This is a genomic window from Streptomyces sp. ITFR-16 (assembly GCF_031844705.1).
Taxonomy (GTDB): domain Bacteria; phylum Actinomycetota; class Actinomycetes; order Streptomycetales; family Streptomycetaceae; genus Streptomyces.
In genome coordinates, this window is sequence record NZ_CP134609.1 from 3,278,982 (window position 1) to 3,299,116 (window position 20,135).

Genomic DNA, 20,135 nt, shown 5'->3' on the forward strand with positions numbered 1-20,135 from the left:
GTCCAGAAGCGAGCGGGAAACGCTAGTTCTTCTGGATCTGGTCGAAGCTGAGCTCGACCGGGGTCTCGCGACCGAAGATCTCGACGAGGCCCTTGACCTTCTTCGAGTCGGCGTTGATCTCGTTGATCGTCGCCTGCAGCGTCGCGAACGGGCCGTCGGTGACGGTGACCGAGTCGCCGACCTCGAAGTCCAGCACCTGGACCTCGACCTTGCGGGACGGAGCCGGCTTGCCCTCGGCCTCGGCGGCCTCACGGGCGGCCTTCTCCTCGGCCTCCGGCGCGAGCATCTTGACGATCTCGTCCAGGGTCAGCGGGTACGGGTCGTAGGCGTTGCCCACGAAGCCGGTGACACCGGGGGTGTTGCGGACGACGCCCCAGGACTCGTTCGTCAGGTCCATGCGCACCAGGACGTAGCCCGGGAGCTTGTTCTGGCGGACGTTCTTGCGCTCGCCGTTCTTGATCTGGACGATTTCCTCCTCAGGCACCTCGGCCTGATAGATGAACTCCTCCACGTTCAGCGAGACGGCGCGCTGCTCCAGGTTGGCCTTCACACGCTTCTCGTAACCGGCGTACGTGTGAATGACGTACCACTCGCCCGGGAGGCCGCGGAGCTCCTCGCGCAGGGCGGTGACGGCGTCGACGGGCTCGGCCGGCTCGGCCTCTTCCTCGTCGGCCGCGTCCGTGGCTTCCTCGGCGTCGTCGGACGCCTCTTCGCCGGCGGCGTCGGCCTCGGCGACCTCGTCGTCGGACTCGGTGTGCACGGCGTCCTGCTCGGCGGGCTCGCCCGCGGCGGCGTCGGCAGCTTCAGCCTGGTCCGGCTCCACAGCGTCCGCCGCCTCGACGATGTCGAGCTCGTCCTCGGCGGACTCGAAGGCGCCCGCCGTCGGCTCGACGGCGTCGTTCAGGTTCGGGTCAGACACGGTGGCTGCTTCTTCCTGGATACAAAATGGGTGGAACATGCGAAAGGGGCGCCCGATGAGGCGCCCTCCGCGGGATCAGCCGAAGACGTACTTGATGACCCGCTGGAAACCGAAGTCAATCACGGTGACGAGGCCAATCATGACGACTACGAAGACAATCACCACTGAGGTGTACGTCGTCAGCTGGTTGCGTGTCGGCCAGACGACCTTGCGCAGCTCGGCGATGATCTGGCGGTAGAAGAGCGCGAGACGGCCCAGAGGGCCCTTCTTGCCGCGCTTGCCGCCCTTCCGGGTCTTCTTCTTCGACTCGGGGACTTCATCCTCGGCATCAGGCATGTCGATGGAGCCCACGGCGTCCGTCACGCTTCTCACCTGATTCCGGGTCATGGCCGTGCCGCGCCCGGTGGAGCCGCACGGCGGTGCATTGAAGTACGTACATGCGCACACATCCTGGCGAAGGAGTGTGTAGCAGGGCCGGAGGGACTTGAACCCCCAACCGCTGGTTTTGGAGACCAGTGCTCTACCAATTGAGCTACGACCCTTTGTGGTTTCCACCAACCTACCGCATGTTCCCGGAAGCCCCGGGTGCAGGAACGGTGCGGCTGGTGAAGGCCAACGACAGGTGAGTGTACGTGCTCAGCGGCCCTGCGTCGAACAGATAGGTCCCGACCGTTCCTGTCTGATGCTGTCCGGTTCTCCGTCCGCATGCTGTCCGAGTGCTGTCCGGTCCCTGAAACCCCTGTGCCGCCGGGGAAAACGGTCTGGGAGCATGGGGGGCATGAGCGCTGCTACTTCTCCCTCCGAGCGTCGGGTCTCCGCCCGCATCGGTGCGATCTCCGAGTCCGCCACCCTCGCCGTCGACGCCAAGGCCAAGGCCCTCAAGGCCGCCGGCCGTCCGGTGATCGGCTTCGGTGCCGGCGAGCCCGACTTCCCGACCCCTGGCTACATCGTCGACGCCGCGGTCGAGGCCTGCCGCAACCCGAAGTACCACCGCTACACCCCTGCGGGCGGGCTCCCCGAGCTCAAGGCCGCCATCGCCGAGAAGACGCTGCGCGACTCCGGCTACCAGGTCGACGTCTCCCAGATCCTGGTGACCAACGGCGGCAAGCAGGCCATCTACGAGGCCTTCGCCGCGATCCTCGACCCGGGCGACGAGGTCATCGTCCCGGCGCCGTACTGGACCACCTACCCCGAGTCGATCCGGCTGGCCGGCGGTGTCCCGGTGGAGGTCGTCGCCGACGAGACCACCGGTTACCGGGTCTCCGTGGAGCAGCTGGAGGCGGCGCGCACCGAGCGTACGAAGGTCGTCCTGTTCGTCTCCCCGTCGAACCCGACCGGCGCGGTCTACAGCGAGGCGGACGCCGAGGCGATCGGCCGCTGGGCCGTGGAGCACGGCCTGTGGGTGCTGACGGACGAGATCTACGAGCACCTGGTCTACGGGGACGCGAAGTTCACCTCGCTGCCGGCGATCGTGCCCGAGCTGCGCGACAAGTGCATCGTGGTCAACGGTGTCGCCAAGACGTACGCGATGACCGGCTGGCGCGTGGGGTGGATCGTCGGCCCGAAGGACGTCGTGAAGGCCGCGACCAACCTGCAGTCGCACGCCACGTCCAACGTCTCCAACGTGGCGCAGGTCGCCGCGCTGGCCGCCGTCTCCGGGAACCTGGACGCGGTCGCCGAGATGCGCACCGCCTTCGACCGGCGCCGCCGGACGATCGTGCGGATGCTCAACGAGATCGACGGCGTGCTCTGCCCCGAGCCCGAGGGCGCGTTCTACGCGTACCCCTCGGTGAAGGAGCTGCTCGGCAAGGAGATCCGCGGCAGGCGTCCGGCCACCTCGGTCGAGCTGGCGGCGCTCATCCTGGACGAGGCCGAGGTCGCGGTCGTCCCCGGTGAGGCCTTCGGTACGCCGGGCTATCTGCGCCTCTCTTACGCGCTGGGCGACGAGGATCTGGTCGAGGGTGTCTCGCGGCTCCAGAAGCTGCTGGGCGAGGCCAAGGCCTAGTCCCCGCCGCCTCGGACGAGCGGCCCCCGGCTTCCGCCGGGGGTCGCTTTCGCGTTCGAGGGGCAACTCGATGGGGAATCCGGCTACCGCGACACCCCGTCCGTGCGGCAGGATCTTGGAATGGAGCGTGACGTACGGCTGTTGCCCAAGGCCCACCTGCACCTGCATTTCACCGGGTCGATGCGGCCCACGACGCTGCTCGAACTCGCCGACAAGTACGGCGTGCGGCTGCCGGAGGCGCTGACCGGCGGCGAGCCCCCCAGTCTGCGGGCTACGGACGAGCGCGGCTGGTTCCGCTTCCAGCGGCTCTACGACATCGCCAGGTCCTGCCTGCGCGAGCCCGAGGACATCCAGCGGCTGGTGCGCGAGACGGCCCAGGAGGACGTGGCGGACGGCTCCGGCTGGCTGGAGATCCAGGTCGACCCCACCTCGTACGCACCCCTGCTCGGCGGGCTGATCCCGGCGATCGAGATCATCCTCGACGCGGTGGACAGCGCCTCCCGGGAGACCGGGCTGCCGATACGGGTCGTGATCGCGGCGAACCGGATGAAGCATCCGCTGGACGCCAGGACGCTGGCGCGGCTCGCCGTGCGGTACGCGGACCGGGGCGTGGTCGGGTTCGGGCTCTCCAACGACGAGCGGCGCGGCATGGCCCGCGACTTCGACCGGGCCTTCGCCATCGCCCGCGAGGGCGGTCTGCTGGCGGCCCCGCACGGGGGTGAGCTGTCGGGCCCCTCCAGCGTCCGCGACTGCCTGGACGACCTCGACGCCTCCCGGGTGGGCCACGGCGTACGGGCGGCGGAGGACCCCCGGCTGCTGCGCAGGCTGGCCGAGCGCGGGGTGACCTGCGAGGTCTGCCCCGCGTCGAACGTGGCGCTCGGCGTCTACGAGAAGCCCTCCGACGTACCCCTGCGCACTCTGTTCGACGCCGGGGTGCCGATGGCGCTCGGCGCGGACGACCCGCTGCTCTTCGGCTCCCGGCTGGCCGCGCAGTACGACCTGGTGCGCCGCCACCACGCGTTCACGGACGAGGAACTGGCCGAGCTGGCGCGCCAGTCGGTGCGGGGTTCGGCGGCGCCGGACGCGGTGCGCGCGGAGCTGCTGGCCGGCGTCGACGACTGGCTGGCCAAGCCGGCCGCCTGACCCGCCCGCCCCCGCCCGGGCGCTACTCCCCCAGCCCGCGCAGCAGCATCCGGGCGGCCGAGGCGGCGAAGTCGTCGAGCGGCTGGGGCGGCCCGCCGGTCTCCGTGGCGTCGTAGGCGAAGGCCCGCTGGGAGCAGGCGCCCATCAGCAGCGAGGCGGCCGCGTAGGTGTCGGCGTCGGCCCGTACGCGTCCTGCGGACTGTTCGGCGCGCAGATACGCGTCCACGCCGCGGATCGGCATATGGGGGCCGGTGCCCAGCTCCCGCATCACCGCGTTGTGGCGTTCCTTGAGCCTCGGCTCGGCGTACAAGGACGCGGCGATCGGGAAGCTCTGCTCGTAGAACAGGGCGGCCTGGCGGGCGATCTCGGTGAGGTTCTGCTCGACCGTGCGCTCACCCTCCCCCGGGTGGGCGATCAGCCGCTTGAGGATGCCGTCGACCTTGGGCAGACGCTCCTTGAGCACCACCACGAAGAGCTCCTCCTTGCTCGGGAAGTGCTTGTAGAGCGCGGCCTCCGAGCAGCCGGCGGCCTTGGCGATCTCCTTGGTGGTGGCCCGGGCCAGCCCGATGGTGAGCATCAGCTGATGGGCGGCGTCGATGATGCGGGCGCGGGCCGGCTTCTGCTCCATGTGCACTCCAATGAAGCTTGACGAGTGGGTGAGTATCCACTCACTCTAGAGGTGAGTGAATACTTACCCACCTGGGAGGGTGTGCCATGAAGCTCACAGTGTTCGGTGCGACAGGCGGTATCGGGCAGGAGATCGTCCGCCAGGCGGCGGAGGCGGGGCACGAGGTGACGGCGGTCGTCCGCGACCCGGCCCGGCTCTCGGTGCCGCTCTCCGGCATCACCGTCCACACAGCGGCGCGGATCGACGACCCGGAGGCGCTGCGCGAGGCCGTGGCCGGCCGGGATGCGGTCCTCTCCGGGCTGGGCGCCAAGGGCCGCAAGGCCGACGGGCTGGCCGAGCGGCTGACCCGCAGCGTGCTGTCGGCCATGGAGGCCGAGGGCACCCGGCGGCTGCTCGTGGTCAGCGCGGCCCCGGTCATCCCGACGCCCGCGGACGACCCGCTGCTCGACCGGATGATGCTCTCGGCGATCGGCGTGATCCTGAAGGAGGTGTACGCGGACCTGACCGCGATGGAGGCCGCCCTGGCCGCCTCGGCCACGGACTGGACGTCGGTGCGGCCGCCGAAGCTCACGAACGGGCCCCGGACGGGCACGTACCGGATGGTCGTCGGCGGCAATCCGCGCAGCGGCCGGTCCATCTCGCGGGCCGACGTGGCCCACGCGATGCTGGCGCTGGTCAACGACCCGGCGGCGGTGAAGCAGGGCGTGGGCGTGTCCTACTGAGAACCGGGCAGGCCGGGGCCTACAGGCTCACGCCGACGGTCACCGGTTCATTGACGAGCGTGACCCCGAAGGCCTCGTGGACCCCGGCGACGACCTCGCGCGCCAGGGCGAGCAGGTCCTCGGTGCTCGCCGCGCCCCGGTTGGTGAGGGCGAGGGTGTGCTTGGTGGAGATACGGGCGGGGCCGGTGCCGTATCCCTTGGTGAAGCCGGCCCGGTCGATGAGCCAGGCCGCCGAGGTCTTGGTGCGTCCCTCGCCGGCGGGGAAGGCGGGGGGCGCCACCTCGGGCCCGAGCCGGTCCGCCACCCGGGCCAGGAACGCCTCGAACTCGGCCTGCTCCAGGATCGGGTTGGTGAAGAAGGACCCGGCCGACCAGGTGTCGTGGTCCTCGGGGTCGAGCACCATGCCCTTGCCGGCGCGCAGCCGCAGCACGGTTTCGCGCGCGGCGGCGGCGGGAACGCGCTCGCCCTCCTCGACGCCCATCGCGCGGGCCGTCTCGGGGTACTTGAGGGGCGCGGAGAGACCACCCGCCTCTTCCAGCCCGAACCGGACACGCAGCACCACGAACCGGTCGGGTTCGGCCTTGAAACGACTGTGCCGGTACGAGAACGCGCACTCGGAGTTCGGGATGGTGACCGTCTCCCGGCTGTGCCGGTCGTAGGCGACGACCTCCGTGATGGTGGCCGACACCTCCTGTCCGTACGCCCCGACGTTCTGGATCGGGGTCGCGCCCGCCGAGCCGGGGATGCCCGCCAGGCATTCGAGCCCCGCGAGACCGGCCTCCACGCTGCGGGCGACGGCGTCCGTCCAGATCTCTCCGGCGGCCAGTTCGAGCGTCGCGCCGTCCAGCACGAAGCCCTTGGTGGCGATGCGCAGGGCGGTGCCGTCGAAGCCCTTGTCGCCGATGACCAGGTTGCTGCCGCCGCCGATGACCAGGAGCGGGGTGCCGCTGTCGTCGGCTTCGCGCACGGCCTCGACCACTTCGGCGTCGGTCGTCGCGGTCAACAGGCGGGTGGCGGGGCCGCCGAGCCGGAAGGTGGTCAGGGGGGCGAGGGGCGCGTCGTGGAGTTCCTGCACGGGGACAAGAGTACGGTCCGCGGCCCCGCCACCCGGGCGGGGCCGCGGACCGTATCCGCGTGGTGTGTCCTGCGCTGTTCCCTGCGCCGCGCCTCAGGCGGGTACGGACACCCGCTCATCGGCCTGCTCCGGGGAGACCGCCGTGTCCTCGACGGGCTCCGCGGGCCGGGTGCTGCGGCGGCCCGGGATCATCAGGGCGACGAGGGCGGCGAGTGCCACCACACCGGAGCCGATCCAGACCGCGGGCACGGTGCCGTCGGTGAAGGACTCCGGGGTGCCGATGCCGCCCTGGGCGGAGAAGACGGTGGCGAGCACCGCGACCCCGAGGGCGCCGCCGACCTCACGCAGGGCGTTGTTGGCGCCGGAGGCGATCCCCTGTTCGCCGGGCCGGACGCTCGACATCACGAGGCTGGCCGCCGGGGCGAAGTACAGGGCCATGCCGATGCCGCCGACGATCAGACCGGGCAGCTGCGAGACGTAGGAGGCGTCCGGGGCGATGGCCATGGCGAACAGTCCGAGGCCGACCGCCTGGAGGGCGAGCCCCGTCACGACCACCGGGCGGCCGCCGAACCGGTCGGAGAGCATCCCGGCGATGGGGGCCACGAGCATCGGCATCCCGGTCCAGGGCAGCATCCGCAGTCCGGCCTCGGTGGGCGAGTAGCCCAGCACGCCCTGGAGGTACTGGCTGAGCAGGAAGATCGAGCCGAACATCCCGAGGTACATCAGCATGCTGGAGATGTTGATCCCGAAGAACGCACGGTCCCGGAAGAGGCGCATGGGCAGCATCGGGTTCTTGGCGCGGAAGCCGTGGTGGACGAAGCCGCCGATGAGCGCGGTGCCGGCGATGAGCGAGGTCAGGACGGTCGGGCTGGTCCAGCCCTCGGAGTTGGCGTTGACCAGGCCGTAGACGATCCCGAAGAGGCCGCCGCTGACCAGGAGGGTGCCGGGGATGTCGAGCCGGGCGTTCGGGGCGTAGGACTCGGCCAGCCGGAAGCGGGCGAGCGGCAGCAGGAGCAGACCGATCGGCACGTTGAGCCAGAAGATCCACTGCCAGGAGATGTGCTCGGTGAGACTGCCGCCGATCAGCGGCCCGCTGGCCACCGCCAGTCCGGTCGCGGCGCTGAAGATGCCCAGCGCCATTCCGCGACGGGCCGGCTCCACGGCGGCCGTGAGCAGGGTGAGGGTGAGCGGCATCATGATCGCGGCGCCGACACCCTGGACCGCGCGGAAGGCGATCAGTTCGTTGATCCCGGGCGAGAGGGCGGCCGCGGCGGAGGCGCCGGTGAAGACGGCGAGACCGGCGAGGAACAGCCGGCGGCGGCCGAAGCGGTCACCGAGGGCCGCGCCGAACATCAGCAGGACGGCGAAGGTCAGCGTGTAGGCGTTGACCGTCCACTCCAGCTCCTCCATCTCTCCGCCGAGGCTCTCGCGGATGGACGGCAGGGCCGTGGTGACGACGAGGTTGTCGAGGGCCGCCATGAAGCCGGCGACGCTGGTGATGACGAGGGCCCAGGCCGCTCCTGCGCGGCCGGTTGTGTGCTGGTTCACTGCTCCCCCAGGGGGTTAGTTATTGATTACTAACTTTTTCGGGCAGAAAACCGGGCCGAACCCGGGTCGGACGGTGTCAGGCGGGGGGCTTCGCGGAGTCGTAGAACCCGGACCAGATCCGGTGTCCCGCCGGGAAGCCCAGGGACGTCAGGGTGTTGGCGAGCATGCCGTACGCGAGGAAGGTGGTGGCCTCGTCCGCGTCGGCGCCGAGCGAGAAGCTGACCGAGTCGTAGAGCTCCAGCCAGCCGGCGCGCACCGACGTGCCGAACTCGTGGTCCCCGGCGGCCTCGGCGGCGGCGACCGCCGCGTACACCTGCATCTGCATCAGCAGCTTGTCGGGGTCCTCGGCGATCAGGCGCTGGTAGGCCTGCGCCATGGAGTGCAGGGCATCTTCGCCCTCCAGCCCGTCGGCCGCCTTCTCGAAGACCTCCCGGGTCTCGACGAGGCAGCGCTCGGCGGCCGCGAGGAACATCGCCTGCTTGTTGGGGAAGAGGCGGAAGAGGTAGGGCTGGGAGACACCCACACGCTTGGCGATCGCCTCGGTGGAGGTGGCGCTGTACCCGCCGCGGGCGAACTCGGTGATCGCCGCGCGGATGACGCTCTCGCGTCGCTCATCTGCACTCATCCTTGCCATGCCCTTAAGTTAGTACTCAATCACTAACCTCGTCAAGCGGGGAGGTGCGAGCCGCCCAGAAGTCGCCCAGAGGTAAGGGGCACGGCCCCATGGACCGTGCCCCTTACCTCGCGTGCGGCGGCCTCAGCCGAGCTGCACCACGGCGCGGGACATGCCCAGCACCTTCTTGCCGTCGCTCATCGCGACCAGGTCCACCCGCACCCGGCGGTCGTCCAGCAGGGCGGCCACCTTGCCGCTGACCTCGATGAGGGCGCCCTTGTCGTCGTTGGGCACGACGACGGGCTTGGTGAACCGCACTCCGTACTCGACGACCGCGCCCGGATCCCCGGCCCAGTCCGTGACCACCCGGATCGCCTCGGCCATGGTGAACATGCCGTGCGCGATCACATCGGGAAGCCCGACCTCGACGGCGAACTTCTCGTTCCAGTGGATCGGGTTGAAGTCGCCCGAGGCGCCCGCGTACCGCACCAGCGTCGCCCGGGTGACCGGGAAGGACTGCGCCGGCAGTTCCGTACCGACCTCGACCGCGTCGTAACTCACCTTCGCCGTCATCACGCCTCCTCGGCGGCGCGCGCCACCAGCTTCGTCCACGCCGTCACGACATGCCCGCCGGACGCGTCGTGGACCTCGCCGCGGACGTCCAGGATGTCGTTGCCCGCCATGGACTTGATGGCCTCGATCGTCGAGGTGACCGTCAGCCGGTCCCCCGCGCGCACCGGGCGCGTGTAGACGAACCTCTGGTCGCCGTGCACCACCCGGCTGTAGTCCAGACCCAGCTGCGGGTCCTCGATGACCTGCCCGGCGGCCTTGAAGGTGATGGAGAAGACGAAGGTCGGCGGCGCGATCACCTCGCTGTGGCCGAGCGCCCTGGCCGCCTCGGGATCGACGTACGCGGGATGGGCGTCGCCCACCGCCTCGGCGAACTCTCGGATCTTCTCCCGGCCGACCTCGTACGGCGCGGTGGGCGGATAGGTCCGCCCCACGAAGGACTGGTCGAGCGCCATGGGCTCGCAACCTCCTGATGAAAGACGAATGGGCCGCTGTGCAGCCCTATACAACGACACGAGGCCGCCCCCAATGGGGACGGCCTCGTGTACGAGCCTGATTCAGCGCGTTTCGCGGTGCGCGGTGTGCGAGTTGCAGCGCGGGCAATGCTTCTTCATCTCAAGACGGTCCGGGTTGTTACGCCGGTTCTTCTTGGTGATGTAGTTCCGCTCCTTGCACTCCACGCAGGCCAGCGTGATCTTCGGGCGGACGTCGGTGGCAGCCACGTGAGTGCTCCTTGGACGGACGATGGACGGATGAACGCAAAAAAGAGTAGCCGATCGAAGGACCGACCCCACAATCGGCTACTGTTAGTAGCGGTGACCGGACTTGAACCGGTGACACAGCGATTATGAGCCGCTTGCTCTACCGACTGAGCTACACCGCTTTGATGACGAGTCCCCTCGCCGAAGCGGGGTTTCCCGATCACCAGAGCCCCAATGCGGAATCGAACCGCAGACCTTCTCCTTACCATGGAGACGCTCTACCGACTGAGCTATTGGGGCGAGCGATGAAGACATTACACGGTTGGTCGCCGATCGCCCAAATCCGTTTCGAAGCCCCATCCCGAGGCCTTGATCGACGCCGCCCGGACCCCTCCGGCGACCGCTCGCACGGCCGCTGATCAGCAGTCCCTCCCGCCCCGGGAGACCGCGCCGGTACGACTATTTCCCTCCTCCTCGAACCGGACCGGGCCCACCCCTAGGCTCGACTCACTCTCCGTCACCTTGACCCCCTCCCAGGAGCCCGATGTCCGACAGCCAGGCGCGGCAGCCAGACGACCGCGCGGCCGACGCCACCGGCGGTCCGGAGAGCTCCGCGCTCACCCTCTGCGGCGCCCGGCTCACCGACGGCCGCCTCGTGGACGTACGGCTGCACGGCGGACGCATCGAGGCCGTCGGCACCGCCGGCAGCCTCACCGCACCCGGCGCGCGCCTGGATCTGCGCGGCCATCTGCTGCTCCCCGCCCCCGTCGAACCGCACGCCCACAGCGACACCGCCCTCACCGCCGAGAGCGCCGGACCCGGCGCCGAGGGACCGGCCTCCGTCCGCCCCGAGGACATCCAGCGGCGCGCCACCGAGGCCGCGTTGCTCCAGCTCGGCCACGGCGCGACCGCCCTGCGCTCGCACGTACGGATCGGCGACATACAGGGCCTCGCCGCGCTCGAAGCCGTGCTGCAGGCCCGGCGTTCGCTGCGCGGGCTCGCCGATCTCACGCCGGTGGCCGTCCCCCGGCTGCTCACCGGCGTCGCGGGCGCCGGGAACCTCGCGATGCTCCGCGACGCGGTGAAGATGGGGGCCGGCGCGGTCGGCGGCCGCCCGGACCTCGACCCGGACCCGATGGGGTACGCGGAGGCCGTCCTGGAGGTCGCCGCCGAGCACGGCTGCCCGGTGGACCTGCACACGGACGGTGACGATCCGGCCCGGCTCGCCCGGTTCGCCGCGATGGCGGGCGGGATGCGCCAGGAGGTGACCATCGGCCCCTGCGCGGGGCTCTCCCGGCTCGGCGGCGAGGCCGTGACCCGCGCCGCCGACCAGCTGGCCGCGGCGGGCGTGGGCGTCACCTGCCTCCCCCAGGGCATCTGCTGCGGGACCGAGCGCCGGGGCATCGCCCCCGTACGGCTGCTGCGCGCCGCCGGGGTGCGGGTCGCGGCCGGCAGCGGGGCGCTGCGGGATCCGGCCAATCCGGTGGGGCGGGGCGACCCCCTGGAGGCCGCCTTCCTGCTCGCCTCGCAGAGCGGGCTGCGGCCCCGGCACGCGTACGAGGCGGTGTCCGCGGAGGCCCGGCGGGCGCTGGGGCTGCCCGAGGTGCGGGTCGAGGCGGGATTCCCCGCCGAACTGCTCGCGGTGCGCGGGGAACAGCTCGCGGGGGTGCTCTCGCTGGCGTACAGCAGGATCGTGATCCACCGGGGCCGGGTGGTCGCCCGCACCAGTGCGGTACGCGAGTACTGCGACTCGGAGACGGGCGGCGGGCCGGGACTGCCGCGCCAGGGACGGCCGGATTCGCTCGGCGGGCCGTGAGCGCCGGGGCGCGCTCCGGCGTACCGTCGACCTCATGCGCATTGTCATCGCAGGTGGACATGGTCAGATCGCGCTGCGGCTGGAGCGGCTGCTCGCTGCACGCGGGGATGAGGCGGCGGGCATCATCCGCAATCCCGAACAGGGCGAGGACCTCCGGGCGGTCGGCGCCGAGCCGGTGGTCCTGGACCTCGAGTCGGCCACCGCGGAGCAGGCGGCCGAGGTGCTGCGCGGCGCCGACGCGGCGGTCTTCGCGGCCGGCGCGGGCCCCGACAGCGGCACGGCCCGCAAGGACACGGTGGACCGGGGGGCCGCGGTGCTCTTCGCGGACGCGGCGGAACGGGCCGGGGTGCGGCGGTACGTCGTGGTCTCGTCCATGGGCGCCGACCCGGACCACCCCGGCGACGAGGTGTTCGACGTCTATCTGCGGGCCAAGGGCGCGGCGGACGCGGACGTGCGGTCCCGCCCGGGTCTGGACTGGACGATCCTGCGCCCCGGCATGCTGACCAACGACGCGGGCACGGGCCAGGTCCTGCTCGCGGCCTCCACGGGCCGGGGCCCGGTGCCGCGCGACGACGTGGCGGCGACGCTCCTGGAACTGCTGGACACTCCGGCGACGGCGGGTCTGACGCTGGAACTGATCTCGGGCAATGTCCCGCTGACGGTCGCGGTGAAGGACATCGCGGGGAACTGAGCGGCGGGGGCACCGCGTTCGCGGTGCCCCTCGCCCCGTGGCCTCGTGCCCCGTGTCCCCGTACAACAGAGAAGGCCCCCGTCCGAGGACGGGGGCCTTGCTGTGTGGCGGCGCCAGGGTTCGAACCTGGGTAGGCTGAGCCGGCAGATTTACAGTCTGCTCCCTTTGGCCACTCGGGCACACCGCCAAGGGATGCTGCCAGTGAGACCCGCTTTGCGGCGGCGCTCTGTGGCAACGACGTAAACGATACCTGATGCCCAGGGGTGCTACGCCACCGGATTGAGCAGCGGCCGGGGCGGGCCCGGATGGCTAGGCTTGGTGCGCGGCGTGGCGCCCCAGGGGCGCGGCCGCCCTGTAGGTACTTCCCTTTCCAGCACCCCCGATACAAGGAGCCACACGTCATGGCCGACTCCAGTTTCGACATCGTCTCGAAGGTCGAGCGGCAGGAGGTCGACAACGCCGTCAACCAGGCCGCCAAGGAGATCTCCCAGCGCTACGACTTCAAGGGCACGGACGCCTCGATCGCCTGGTCCGGCGAGAAGATCCTGATGGAGGCGAGCGGCGAGGAGCGGGTCAAGGCGATCCTCGACATCTTCCAGTCCAAGCTGATCAAGCGCGGCATCTCGCTGAAGTCGCTGGACGCCGGTGAGCCGGAGCTGTCCGGCAAGCAGTACAAGCTCTTCGCCACGATCGAGGAGGGCATCTCCCAGGAGAACGCCAAGAAGGTCGCGAAGATCATTCGCGACGAGGGCCCCAAGGGCGTCAAGGCGCAGGTCCAGGGCGACGAGCTGCGGGTCAGCTCGAAGAGCCGGGACGACCTGCAGGCCGTTCAGGCGCTCCTGAAGGGCAAGGACTTCGACTTCGACGTGCAGTTCGCGAACTACCGCTAGGACCTCGCCGTGCGGGCGTGGGGCGGCTTCGCCCCGCGTCCGGACTGCGTGTCCGAATACCGCCGGTCGTCGTGCGGCGGGCGCAGCAGACTGGTCCGTGACGGCCGGTGGTCCGGCCGTCCGCCGGACGAGAAGAGGGACGAGTCATGACCATGTACGCGACGGTCGACAGCCCGCTGGGTGAGCTGCTGCTGGTCGGCGAGGAGGCCGCGGGGCCCGCCAAGGGCGTGGCGCTGCTCTCGCTCTCCCTCCCAGGCCAGAAGGGCGCGGCGGTCGTCCGGGACGGCTGGGTGCACGCCCCGTCGGCGTTCGAGGGGGTCGCCGCCCAGCTGCGTGAGTACTTCGAGGGCCGCAGGACCCGCTTCGACCTGGTGTACGCGGAGGGGCGGGGCACGGAGTTCCAGCGCCGGGTCTGGGCCGCGCTGGACGGCCTTCCGTACGGCGAGACGGTGTCGTACGGGCGGATCGCCGAGCTGGTCGGGGCGAGCGGGGCCGGCGTGCGGGCCGTGGGCACGGCGATCGGGCGCAATCCGCTGCTGGTCGTGCGCCCGTGCCACCGGGTGATCGGCGCGGACGGGGCGCTGCGCGGTTACGCGGGCGGTGTGGAGCGCAAGGAACAGCTCCTCGGCCTCGAAGGCGCGTTGGCGGTGCGCTGATGACGGGGCTCTTCCCCCGGCCCCGGGCGGTGGTCGCGCCGGGGGCGGTGCATGTGCCCGACTGGCTCCCGGTGGAGCGGCAGCGGGAGCTGGTGGCGGCGTGCCGGGAGTGGGCGCGCGGGCCCGTTCCGCTGCGGCACACGGCGTTGCCGGGCGGCGGGGTGATGTCGGTGCGGTCCGTGTGCCTGGGCTGGCACTGGCAGCCGTACCGCTACTCCCGTACGGCGGACGATGTGAACGGCGCGCCGGTCGCCCCGTTCCCGGCGTGGCTCGGTGAGTTGGGCCGGGCGGCGGTGGCGGAGGCGTACGGGCAGGACGGGCCGGTGCGGTCGTACGCGCCGGACACCGCGCTGATCAACTTCTATGACGACACGGCGCGGATGGGCATGCACCAGGACCGGGAGGAGCGCTCCGGCGCCCCCGTGGTGTCGCTCAGCATCGGCGACACCTGTGTCTTCCGCTTCGGCAACACCCAGGACCGGGGGCGGCCCTGGACGGACGTGGAGTTGGCCTCGGGCGATCTGTTCGTCTTCGGCGGGCCCTCGCGTTTCGCGTTCCACGGGGTGCCGAGGATCCGTCCCGGGACGGGTGGTCCCGGGACGGGGATGAGCGGCGGCCGGCTCAATCTGACGCTGCGCGAGACGGGTCTCGGCGGCGTGCGCCCGGCGTGAGTCAGCGGCGTTCGCGCGAGTCGCCGAAGAGCAGCCGGTAGGCGATCAGCAGGACCAGCGAGCCGCCGATGGCGGCCACCCAGGTCGCCGGGTCGAAGAAGTCCTTGGAGATCGGGCGATCCAGGAAGCGCGTCGATATCCAGCCGCCGAGGAAGGCTCCGACGATCCCGATCAGGGTGGTGCCCACCAGGCCGCCGGGGTCGCGCCCCGGCAGCAGGACCTTGGCGATGACGCCGGCGACAAGTCCCAGAATGATCCAGCTGACAATGCTCATGCGTGCGAACCTACCCGTCACTCGGTCTTGGAATCCAAGACGTCCATGACGGGCGGCCGGTTGCAGGTCAGAGGCGGTGAACACGGCCCGTACGCAAGGCGCTCCGGCGTTCCTACCAGCCGGCGAACTGCTCGTCGGTGCTGACGATCTCCTTGCCGAAGGGCATCAGCGAGACCGGGATCAGCTTGAAGTTGGCGATGCCCAGGGGGATGCCGATGATCGTGAGGCACAGGGCGATGCCTGTGGTGATGTGACCGAGCGCCAGCCACCAGCCGGCGAGTACCAGCCACAGCACGTTGCCGACGCAGGAGGGCGCGCCCGCGTCCCGGCGGTCGACGACCCGGTGGCCGAAGGGCCACAGGGCGTAGAGGCCGATCCGGAAGGCCGCGAGGCCGAACGGGATGCCGATGATCGTGATGCAGAGCAGGAGTCCCGCGACCAGATAGCCGAGGAACATCCAGAAGCCGCACAGGACCAGCCAAATGACGTTCAGAATTGTCTTCACGGGCGATGACCTGCCATCTGCTCGAGTCGGGCGATGCGCTCCGCCATCGGCGGGTGGGTCGAGAACATCTTGGACATGCCCCGCCCGGGGCGGAACGGGTTCGCGATCATCATGTGGCTCGCGGTCTCGATCCTCGGCTCGGGGGGCAGCGGAAGCTGTTTCGTACCGGCGTCGAGCTTCCGCAGGGCGCCGGCCAGCGCCAGCGGGTCGCCGGTCAGCCGGGCGCCCGAGGCGTCCGCCTCGTACTCCCGGGAGCGGCTGACGGCCAGTTGGATCACGGACGCGGCGAGCGGGCCCAGGATCATGATCAGCAGCATGCCGAGGAGGCCGGGGCCCTCGTCGTCGTTGGAGCGGCCGACCGGGATCAGCCAGGCGAAGTTGACCAGGAACATCACGACCGAGGCCAGGGCGCCGGCGACGGACGAGATCAGGATGTCGCGGTTGTAGACGTGGCTCAGCTCGTGGCCGAGGACGCCGCGCAGTTCCCGTTCGTCCAGGATCTGGAGGATGCCCTCCGTGCAGCAGACGGCGGCGTTGCGCGGGTTGCGTCCGGTCGCGAAGGCGTTGGGGGCCTGGGTCGGGGAGATGTAGAGCCGCGGCATGGGCTGGCGGGCGGCCGTGGAGAGCTCACGGACGATGCGGTAGAGCTGGGGCACCTCGAACTCGCTCACCGGGCGGGCGCGCATGGCCCGCAGCGCCAGCTTGTCGCTGTTCCAGTACGCGTAGGCGTTGGTGCCGACGGCTACGAGGAGCGCGACGATCAGGCCCGTACGTCCGAAGAAGCTGCCGATGAGGATGATGAGTGCGGACAGGCCGCCGAGGAGTACGGCGGTTCTCAGCCCGTTGTGCCGGCGGTGCACGGTACGCCCTCCAAGTGGTGCAGCAGGGGAACCCTTGCTGGGTGGTGCTCCACTCCCCAGTGGAGCCTCCCGTACTGGTCAACGCCAGGCGAGGAGAACTGGTTCCCTTGTGCTCACGGCCGCCGGGCCCGGCCGCTCCGGGTGTGCGTACCGGAGCGGGCCGTAGGCCGTACGGGTGGAGGGGCGCGGTGGATCAGCGCTGGACGGGGAGCTTGGCGAGCGCCAGCGCCTCCGGGGCGGGCTCGACGTCGCTGGTGCAGTGGGCGCACCGGGAGGCGATGGCCGGGATCTCGGTGAAGCAGCGGGGGCAGTCGCGCAGGGCGGCCTTGATGTCGATCTCCTCCTGCTTCTTCTTGGCGGTGAACCGGTCCTGCACCTTGGCCATGGGCATGACGACGCAGAAGTAGAGGACGGCGGCGGTGATGAGGAAGGCGATCGCGGCGCTGATGAAGACGCCGTAGGGGAACGTCACCCCGTCGATCTTGAACTTGGACTGGCTGAAGTCGCCGGCGCCCCGGGTGATGATGCCGATCAGCGGGACGATGAACGCGTTGCTGAATCCGGTGACGACCGCCGTGAACGCCGCTCCGACGGCGAGCCCGACCGCCATGGAGATCACGTTCCCGCGCAGGATGAAGTCCTTGAACCCGTTCAGCACCGCTCTGGCTCCTCTGTGATGTCAACGCCCGTCGCGTCGTGTGCGGGAAAACCCTGCCCTGTGGGAGCCGTTCCGGGCAAGCCGGTCTTGGCGGTCAGAACAGGTTGACGGCGGCGAACCTGAGGACGGTCTGCGGGGCGCCCGAGAGGGCGATGCCGACGACGGCGGTGAGGACGATCGCGGCGGTGAGCGGGGCCGGGGTGCGGGGCCGGGCGGGGGCCTGAGGCCGCTCCGTGCCGTCCTGTGCCGCGGTGCCCCGGAAGAGGGCCGCCGTCCACTGGAGGTAGTAGTACAGCGCGACGACCACGTTCACGGCCATGACGACGGCGAGCCAGCCGAGCCCCGCGTCGACGGCCGCGGAGAAGACCGTGACCTTGGCGAAGAGCCCGATGATGCCCGGCGGCAGCCCGGCCAGGCAGAGCAGGAAGAAACCCATCGCGAGGGCGGCAAGCGGCCGGGTCGCGTACAGGTTCCGGTAGTCGGCGACGCGGTTGCCGGGGTGGGTACGGGCGACCAGGGCGGCCACCGCGAACGCGCCGAGGTTCACGACGGCGTACATGAGGGCGTACGCGACGGTGGAGCCGATCTTCCGGTCTCCGGCGTACGCGGCGGCCGCGATCGGCACCAGGAGGTAGCCGGCCTGCGCGACGGACGACCAGGCGAGCAGCCGTACGGCGCTGCGGGCGCGGGTGGCGCTCTGGCGCAGGGCGGCGACGTTGCCGACGGTCATGGTGAGCGCGGCCAGGACGGCGAGGGCGGGGCCCCAGACGTCCGCGTACGCCGGGAAGGCGACCACGGTGACCAGGATGAGGCCGGAGAAGCCGACCGCCTTGCCGACGACCGAGAGGTAGGCGGCGATCGGCAGGGGGGCGCCGACGTAGGTGTCGGGGACCCAGAAGTGGAAGGGTGCGGCGGCCGTCTTGAAGGCGAAGCCGACGAGGGTGAGGGCCACGCCCGCCCCGGCGAGGGTGGAGAGCTGCCCCGGGACCTCGTCGAGGCGTCCGGCGAGCTCCGTGAGGTGGAGGGTTTCGGTCGCCGCGTACACGAAGCTGACGCCCAGGAGCATCACGGCGGTCGCGACGACGGAGGACAGGAAGAACTTCAGCGCGGCCTCGGAGGAGCGGCGGCTGCCGCGCTTGATGCCCACCAGGGCGAAGGCGGGCAGCGAGGCGACTTCGAGGGCGACGACGAGGGTGGCGAGGTCGCGGGAGGCGGGCAGGAGCGCGGCGCCGGCTGCGGAGGACAGCAGCAGGAACCAGAACTCGCCGGCCGGGAGCCTGCGGGTGTCGCCGAGGGAGAGCAGCGCGGTGAGCAGGGCGCCGCCGAGCACGAGGGCCTGGACGACCAGGGCGAAGTGGTCGGCGGTGTAGCTGCAGGCGCGGCTGCCGGTGGTGAGGCAGAAGGTGGCGCGGTCGCCCTCGTGCAGCGGGACGATCAGCGCGAGCGCGGCGGCGAGCCCTGCGACGGACCCGTAGCCGAGGAGCGGCTTGCGGGCTTCCGGGACGAAGAGGTCGGCGACCAGGACGGCGACGGCGACGACGGCGACGGTGACCGGGGGCGCGATCGCGAGCCAGTCGACGGACTGGACGAGGCTGGTGGTGCTCTCGGCCGCTGTGGTCACGACTTGCCTCCTGCGAGGAGCTTCTGCACGGCCGGATCGGTGAGGCCGAGGAGGACGGCGGGCCACAGGCCGGCGAGGACGGTGAGGGCCGCGAGGGGGGTCCAGGCGGCGAATTCGTAGCGCTGGACGTCGGCGACCGGGTGCGGGTCCTCGCGCTTGGCGCCCATGCAGACGCGGCGGACCACGATCAGGAGGTACGCGGCGGTGAGCAGGGTGCCGAACGCGGCGACGGACATGAAGGTCAGGAAGGCGGGCCGGCTCAGCCCGTCGGCGGGGTCGAAGGCGCCGAACAGGGCGAGCATCTCGCCCCAGAAGCCGGCGAGTCCGGGCAGGCCGAGGGAGGCGACGGCGGCGAACGCGAGGAGGGCGCCGAGGCGGGGCGCGCGGCCGTAGAGCGCCGCGCCGGTGGCTCCGGCGAGGGTGTCGAGGTCGGCGGTGCCGTACCGGTCCTTGACCGCGCCGACCAGGAAGAACAGCAGGCCGGTGATGAGCCCGTGGGCGATGTTGGCGAAGAGCGCGCCGTTGACGCCGGTGGGCGTCATGCTCGCGATGCCGAGGAGGACGAAGCCCATGTGGCCGACGGAGGAGTACGCGATGAGCCGCTTCAGGTCGCCCTTGGCGCCGGGCCGGGCCAGCGCCAGGCAGGCGAGCGATCCGTAGATGATCCCGGCCACGGCGAAGGCCGCGAGGTAGGGCGCGAACGTGTGCATGCCGTCGGGGGCGACGGGGAGCAGGATCCGGACGAATCCGTACGTGCCCATCTTCAGCAGGACGCCCGCGAGCAGGACCGAGCCGACGGTCGGGGCGGCGGTGTGGGCGTCCGGGAGCCAGCTGTGCAGCGGCCACATCGGCGTCTTCACGGCGAGCCCGATGCCGATCGCCAGAACGGCGATGACCTGCACGGACGAGGTGAGGCCGCGGCCGTTGTCAGTGGCGAGTGCCACCATGTCGAATGTGCCGCTCCTCAGTCCGATGAGGAGCAGCCCGAGCAGCATGACGACCGAGCCGAGCAGGGTGTAGAGGATGAACTTCCAGGCGGCCGCCTGCTTCTGGGCACCGCCCCAGCGGGCGATGAGGAAGTACATCGGGATGAGCACCATCTCGAACGCCAGGAAGAACAGCAGCAGATCGAGGACGGCGAAGGTCGCGAGCGTGCCGGACTCCAGGACCAGGATCAGTGCGACGAAGGCCTTCGGGGAGGGGCCGTCGGGCATTTTGAAGTAGCTGTAGAGCGCGCAGAGGAAGGTCAGCAGCGCGGTCAGTACGAGCAGGGGGAGCGAGATGCCGTCGATGCCGAGGTGGATGCGCACGTCCAGCGCCGGGATCCAGCTGATGTCGGTGGTGGCCTGCATCTTCGACGGGTGGTCGTGGTCGAAGCCCAGGGCCAGCGCGAGCGCGGCGAGGAGGATCACGCCGGTGACGGTCACGCCGTGGCGGAGCACGGCCTGGTCGGGGTTCCTGCCCTTCAGCCCGGGCGGGGCCGGGAGCAGGGCGGCGACGGCGCCGAGGAGCGGGGCGGCCACGACGAACGCCAGAAGGAACTGCATCACGGATGCGCTGATATCGATC

Annotated in this window: 23 protein-coding genes and 4 tRNA genes; 8 read left to right on the forward strand and 19 right to left on the reverse strand. The window is 70.9% G+C overall.

From position 1 onward, the window contains the following. Positions 1-22: 22 nt before the first annotated feature. The 3 genes from nusG to RLT58_RS14505 form a co-directional block, all read right to left on the reverse strand. On the reverse strand, positions 23-919 hold the full coding sequence (gene nusG, locus RLT58_RS14495) for a transcription termination/antitermination protein NusG (protein ID WP_311310792.1): 897 nt from the start codon (positions 917-919) through the stop codon (positions 23-25). A 75-nt stretch (positions 920-994) separates the two neighbouring features. Further along, positions 995-1,282, reverse strand: coding sequence for a preprotein translocase subunit SecE (gene secE / locus RLT58_RS14500; RefSeq protein WP_037687986.1), 288 nt, complete (start codon positions 1,280-1,282; stop codon positions 995-997). A gap of 106 nt (positions 1,283-1,388) precedes the next feature. Further along, positions 1,389-1,461, reverse strand: a tRNA-Trp gene (locus RLT58_RS14505). 236 nt (positions 1,462-1,697) lie between these two features. Between RLT58_RS14505 and RLT58_RS14510 the strand changes: the two genes are divergently transcribed. Beyond that, positions 1,698-2,924: a pyridoxal phosphate-dependent aminotransferase gene (locus RLT58_RS14510; RefSeq protein ID WP_311310793.1), complete on the forward strand. Its 1,227-nt coding sequence runs from the start codon at positions 1,698-1,700 to the stop codon at positions 2,922-2,924. Positions 2,925-3,044: 120 nt separating this feature from the next. Continuing rightward, positions 3,045-4,067, forward strand: coding sequence for an adenosine deaminase (locus RLT58_RS14515; protein ID WP_311310794.1), 1,023 nt, complete (start codon positions 3,045-3,047; stop codon positions 4,065-4,067). Positions 4,068-4,089: 22 nt separating this feature from the next. On the opposite strand, the gene RLT58_RS14520 is transcribed toward RLT58_RS14515, so the two are convergent. Next, positions 4,090-4,695, reverse strand: a complete 606-nt coding sequence (locus tag RLT58_RS14520; RefSeq protein WP_311310795.1) for a TetR/AcrR family transcriptional regulator — start codon at positions 4,693-4,695, stop codon at positions 4,090-4,092. An 86-nt stretch (positions 4,696-4,781) separates the two neighbouring features. Between RLT58_RS14520 and RLT58_RS14525 the strand changes: the two genes are divergently transcribed. After that, a complete protein-coding gene (locus tag RLT58_RS14525) occupies positions 4,782-5,417 on the forward strand; it encodes an NAD(P)-dependent oxidoreductase (protein WP_311310796.1) in 636 nt (211 codons plus the stop codon). Positions 5,418-5,436: 19 nt separating this feature from the next. Here RLT58_RS14525 and RLT58_RS14530 read toward each other — a convergent pair whose 3' ends face one another. From RLT58_RS14530 to RLT58_RS14565, 8 genes are all read right to left on the reverse strand, one after another. Beyond that, complete coding sequence (locus RLT58_RS14530; RefSeq protein WP_311310797.1) at positions 5,437-6,492, reverse strand: UDP-N-acetylmuramate dehydrogenase; 1,056 nt, start codon at positions 6,490-6,492, stop codon at positions 5,437-5,439. A 93-nt stretch (positions 6,493-6,585) separates the two neighbouring features. After that, a complete protein-coding gene (locus RLT58_RS14535) occupies positions 6,586-8,040 on the reverse strand; it encodes an MFS transporter (RefSeq protein WP_311310798.1) in 1,455 nt (484 codons plus the stop codon). Between the two features lie 76 nt (positions 8,041-8,116). Further along, a complete protein-coding gene (locus tag RLT58_RS14540; protein ID WP_311310799.1) occupies positions 8,117-8,665 on the reverse strand; it encodes a TetR/AcrR family transcriptional regulator in 549 nt (182 codons plus the stop codon). 132 nt (positions 8,666-8,797) lie between these two features. Beyond that, a complete protein-coding gene (locus RLT58_RS14545) occupies positions 8,798-9,226 on the reverse strand; it encodes a MaoC family dehydratase (RefSeq protein ID WP_311310800.1) in 429 nt (142 codons plus the stop codon). Further along, positions 9,226-9,678, reverse strand: coding sequence for an FAS1-like dehydratase domain-containing protein (locus RLT58_RS14550; protein ID WP_311310801.1), 453 nt, complete (start codon positions 9,676-9,678; stop codon positions 9,226-9,228). The genes RLT58_RS14545 and RLT58_RS14550 overlap by 1 nt, the downstream gene beginning before the upstream one ends. A gap of 102 nt (positions 9,679-9,780) precedes the next feature. Beyond that, positions 9,781-9,945, reverse strand: a complete 165-nt coding sequence (gene rpmG / locus RLT58_RS14555; protein WP_003956487.1) for a 50S ribosomal protein L33 — start codon at positions 9,943-9,945, stop codon at positions 9,781-9,783. 88 nt (positions 9,946-10,033) lie between these two features. Further along, positions 10,034-10,106: transfer RNA gene (locus RLT58_RS14560), tRNA-Met, on the reverse strand. A gap of 45 nt (positions 10,107-10,151) precedes the next feature. Beyond that, positions 10,152-10,224: transfer RNA gene (locus RLT58_RS14565), tRNA-Thr, on the reverse strand. 244 nt (positions 10,225-10,468) lie between these two features. Here RLT58_RS14565 and RLT58_RS14570 point away from each other — a divergent pair. Together RLT58_RS14570 and RLT58_RS14575 are read left to right on the forward strand one after the other, a co-directional pair. Then, positions 10,469-11,740: an amidohydrolase family protein gene (locus RLT58_RS14570; protein WP_311310802.1), complete on the forward strand. Its 1,272-nt coding sequence runs from the start codon at positions 10,469-10,471 to the stop codon at positions 11,738-11,740. A gap of 34 nt (positions 11,741-11,774) precedes the next feature. Further along, positions 11,775-12,431 (forward strand): SDR family oxidoreductase, encoded by a 657-nt coding sequence (locus tag RLT58_RS14575; RefSeq protein ID WP_311310803.1) that lies wholly within the window; start codon positions 11,775-11,777, stop codon positions 12,429-12,431. 105 nt (positions 12,432-12,536) lie between these two features. Here RLT58_RS14575 and RLT58_RS14580 read toward each other — a convergent pair. Beyond that, positions 12,537-12,618, reverse strand: a tRNA-Tyr gene (locus tag RLT58_RS14580). A 214-nt stretch (positions 12,619-12,832) separates the two neighbouring features. Between RLT58_RS14580 and RLT58_RS14585 the strand changes: the two genes are divergently transcribed. From RLT58_RS14585 to RLT58_RS14595, 3 genes are all read left to right on the forward strand, one after another. Next, a complete protein-coding gene (locus RLT58_RS14585; RefSeq protein ID WP_311310804.1) occupies positions 12,833-13,321 on the forward strand; it encodes a YajQ family cyclic di-GMP-binding protein in 489 nt (162 codons plus the stop codon). 146 nt (positions 13,322-13,467) lie between these two features. Continuing rightward, the gene (locus RLT58_RS14590; protein WP_311310805.1) at positions 13,468-13,977 is read left to right on the forward strand and encodes a methylated-DNA--[protein]-cysteine S-methyltransferase; all 510 of its coding nucleotides are present in this window, start codon (positions 13,468-13,470) and stop codon (positions 13,975-13,977) included. Further along, entirely contained in the window at positions 13,977-14,648 is a 672-nt protein-coding gene (locus RLT58_RS14595) for an alpha-ketoglutarate-dependent dioxygenase AlkB family protein (RefSeq protein ID WP_311310806.1), read from the forward strand. The genes RLT58_RS14590 and RLT58_RS14595 overlap by 1 nt, the downstream gene beginning before the upstream one ends. Position 14,649: 1 nt before the next feature. Here RLT58_RS14595 and RLT58_RS14600 read toward each other — a convergent pair whose 3' ends face one another. The 6 genes from RLT58_RS14600 to RLT58_RS14625 all read right to left on the reverse strand — a co-directional run bounded on the left by RLT58_RS14600 (position 14,650) and on the right by RLT58_RS14625 (position 20,113). After that, a complete protein-coding gene (locus RLT58_RS14600) occupies positions 14,650-14,922 on the reverse strand; it encodes a GlsB/YeaQ/YmgE family stress response membrane protein (protein ID WP_311310807.1) in 273 nt (90 codons plus the stop codon). Between the two features lie 112 nt (positions 14,923-15,034). Beyond that, on the reverse strand, positions 15,035-15,427 hold the full coding sequence (locus RLT58_RS14605) for a YccF domain-containing protein (RefSeq protein ID WP_311310808.1): 393 nt from the start codon (positions 15,425-15,427) through the stop codon (positions 15,035-15,037). Beyond that, a complete protein-coding gene (gene htpX / locus RLT58_RS14610; protein ID WP_311310809.1) occupies positions 15,424-16,287 on the reverse strand; it encodes a zinc metalloprotease HtpX in 864 nt (287 codons plus the stop codon). Before htpX ends, RLT58_RS14605 begins: the two co-directional genes overlap by 4 nt. A 193-nt stretch (positions 16,288-16,480) precedes the next feature. Next, complete coding sequence (mscL, locus tag RLT58_RS14615) at positions 16,481-16,945, reverse strand: large conductance mechanosensitive channel protein MscL (protein ID WP_311310810.1); 465 nt, start codon at positions 16,943-16,945, stop codon at positions 16,481-16,483. Between the two features lie 94 nt (positions 16,946-17,039). After that, positions 17,040-18,566 (reverse strand): NADH-quinone oxidoreductase subunit N, encoded by a 1,527-nt coding sequence (locus RLT58_RS14620; protein ID WP_311310811.1) that lies wholly within the window; start codon positions 18,564-18,566, stop codon positions 17,040-17,042. Next, positions 18,563-20,113, reverse strand: coding sequence for a complex I subunit 4 family protein (locus tag RLT58_RS14625; protein ID WP_311314521.1), 1,551 nt, complete (start codon positions 20,111-20,113; stop codon positions 18,563-18,565). The genes RLT58_RS14620 and RLT58_RS14625 overlap by 4 nt, the downstream gene beginning before the upstream one ends. Positions 20,114-20,135 lie beyond the last annotated feature (22 nt).

Bases quoted from the DNA above. Each gene is read 5' to 3' on its own strand.
- RLT58_RS14510 (WP_311310793.1), top strand. From the start codon at position 1,698: ATGAGCGCTGCTACTTCTCCCTCCGAGCGTCGGGTCTCCGCCCGCATC.
- RLT58_RS14515 (WP_311310794.1), top strand. From the start codon at position 3,045: ATGGAGCGTGACGTACGGCTGTTGCCCAAGGCCCACCTGCACCTGCAT.
- RLT58_RS14520 (WP_311310795.1), bottom strand. From the start codon at position 4,695: ATGGAGCAGAAGCCGGCCCGCGCCCGCATCATCGACGCCGCCCATCAG.
- RLT58_RS14525 (WP_311310796.1), top strand. From the start codon at position 4,782: ATGAAGCTCACAGTGTTCGGTGCGACAGGCGGTATCGGGCAGGAGATC.
- RLT58_RS14540 (WP_311310799.1), bottom strand. From the start codon at position 8,665: ATGAGTGCAGATGAGCGACGCGAGAGCGTCATCCGCGCGGCGATCACC.
- RLT58_RS14545 (WP_311310800.1), bottom strand. From the start codon at position 9,226: ATGACGGCGAAGGTGAGTTACGACGCGGTCGAGGTCGGTACGGAACTG.
- RLT58_RS14550 (WP_311310801.1), bottom strand. From the start codon at position 9,678: ATGGCGCTCGACCAGTCCTTCGTGGGGCGGACCTATCCGCCCACCGCG.
- RLT58_RS14570 (WP_311310802.1), top strand. From the start codon at position 10,469: ATGTCCGACAGCCAGGCGCGGCAGCCAGACGACCGCGCGGCCGACGCC.
- RLT58_RS14575 (WP_311310803.1), top strand. From the start codon at position 11,775: ATGCGCATTGTCATCGCAGGTGGACATGGTCAGATCGCGCTGCGGCTG.
- RLT58_RS14585 (WP_311310804.1), top strand. From the start codon at position 12,833: ATGGCCGACTCCAGTTTCGACATCGTCTCGAAGGTCGAGCGGCAGGAG.
- RLT58_RS14590 (WP_311310805.1), top strand. From the start codon at position 13,468: ATGACCATGTACGCGACGGTCGACAGCCCGCTGGGTGAGCTGCTGCTG.
- RLT58_RS14595 (WP_311310806.1), top strand. From the start codon at position 13,977: ATGACGGGGCTCTTCCCCCGGCCCCGGGCGGTGGTCGCGCCGGGGGCG.
- RLT58_RS14600 (WP_311310807.1), bottom strand. From the start codon at position 14,922: ATGAGCATTGTCAGCTGGATCATTCTGGGACTTGTCGCCGGCGTCATC.
- RLT58_RS14625 (WP_311314521.1), bottom strand. From the start codon at position 20,113: ATGCAGTTCCTTCTGGCGTTCGTCGTGGCCGCCCCGCTCCTCGGCGCC.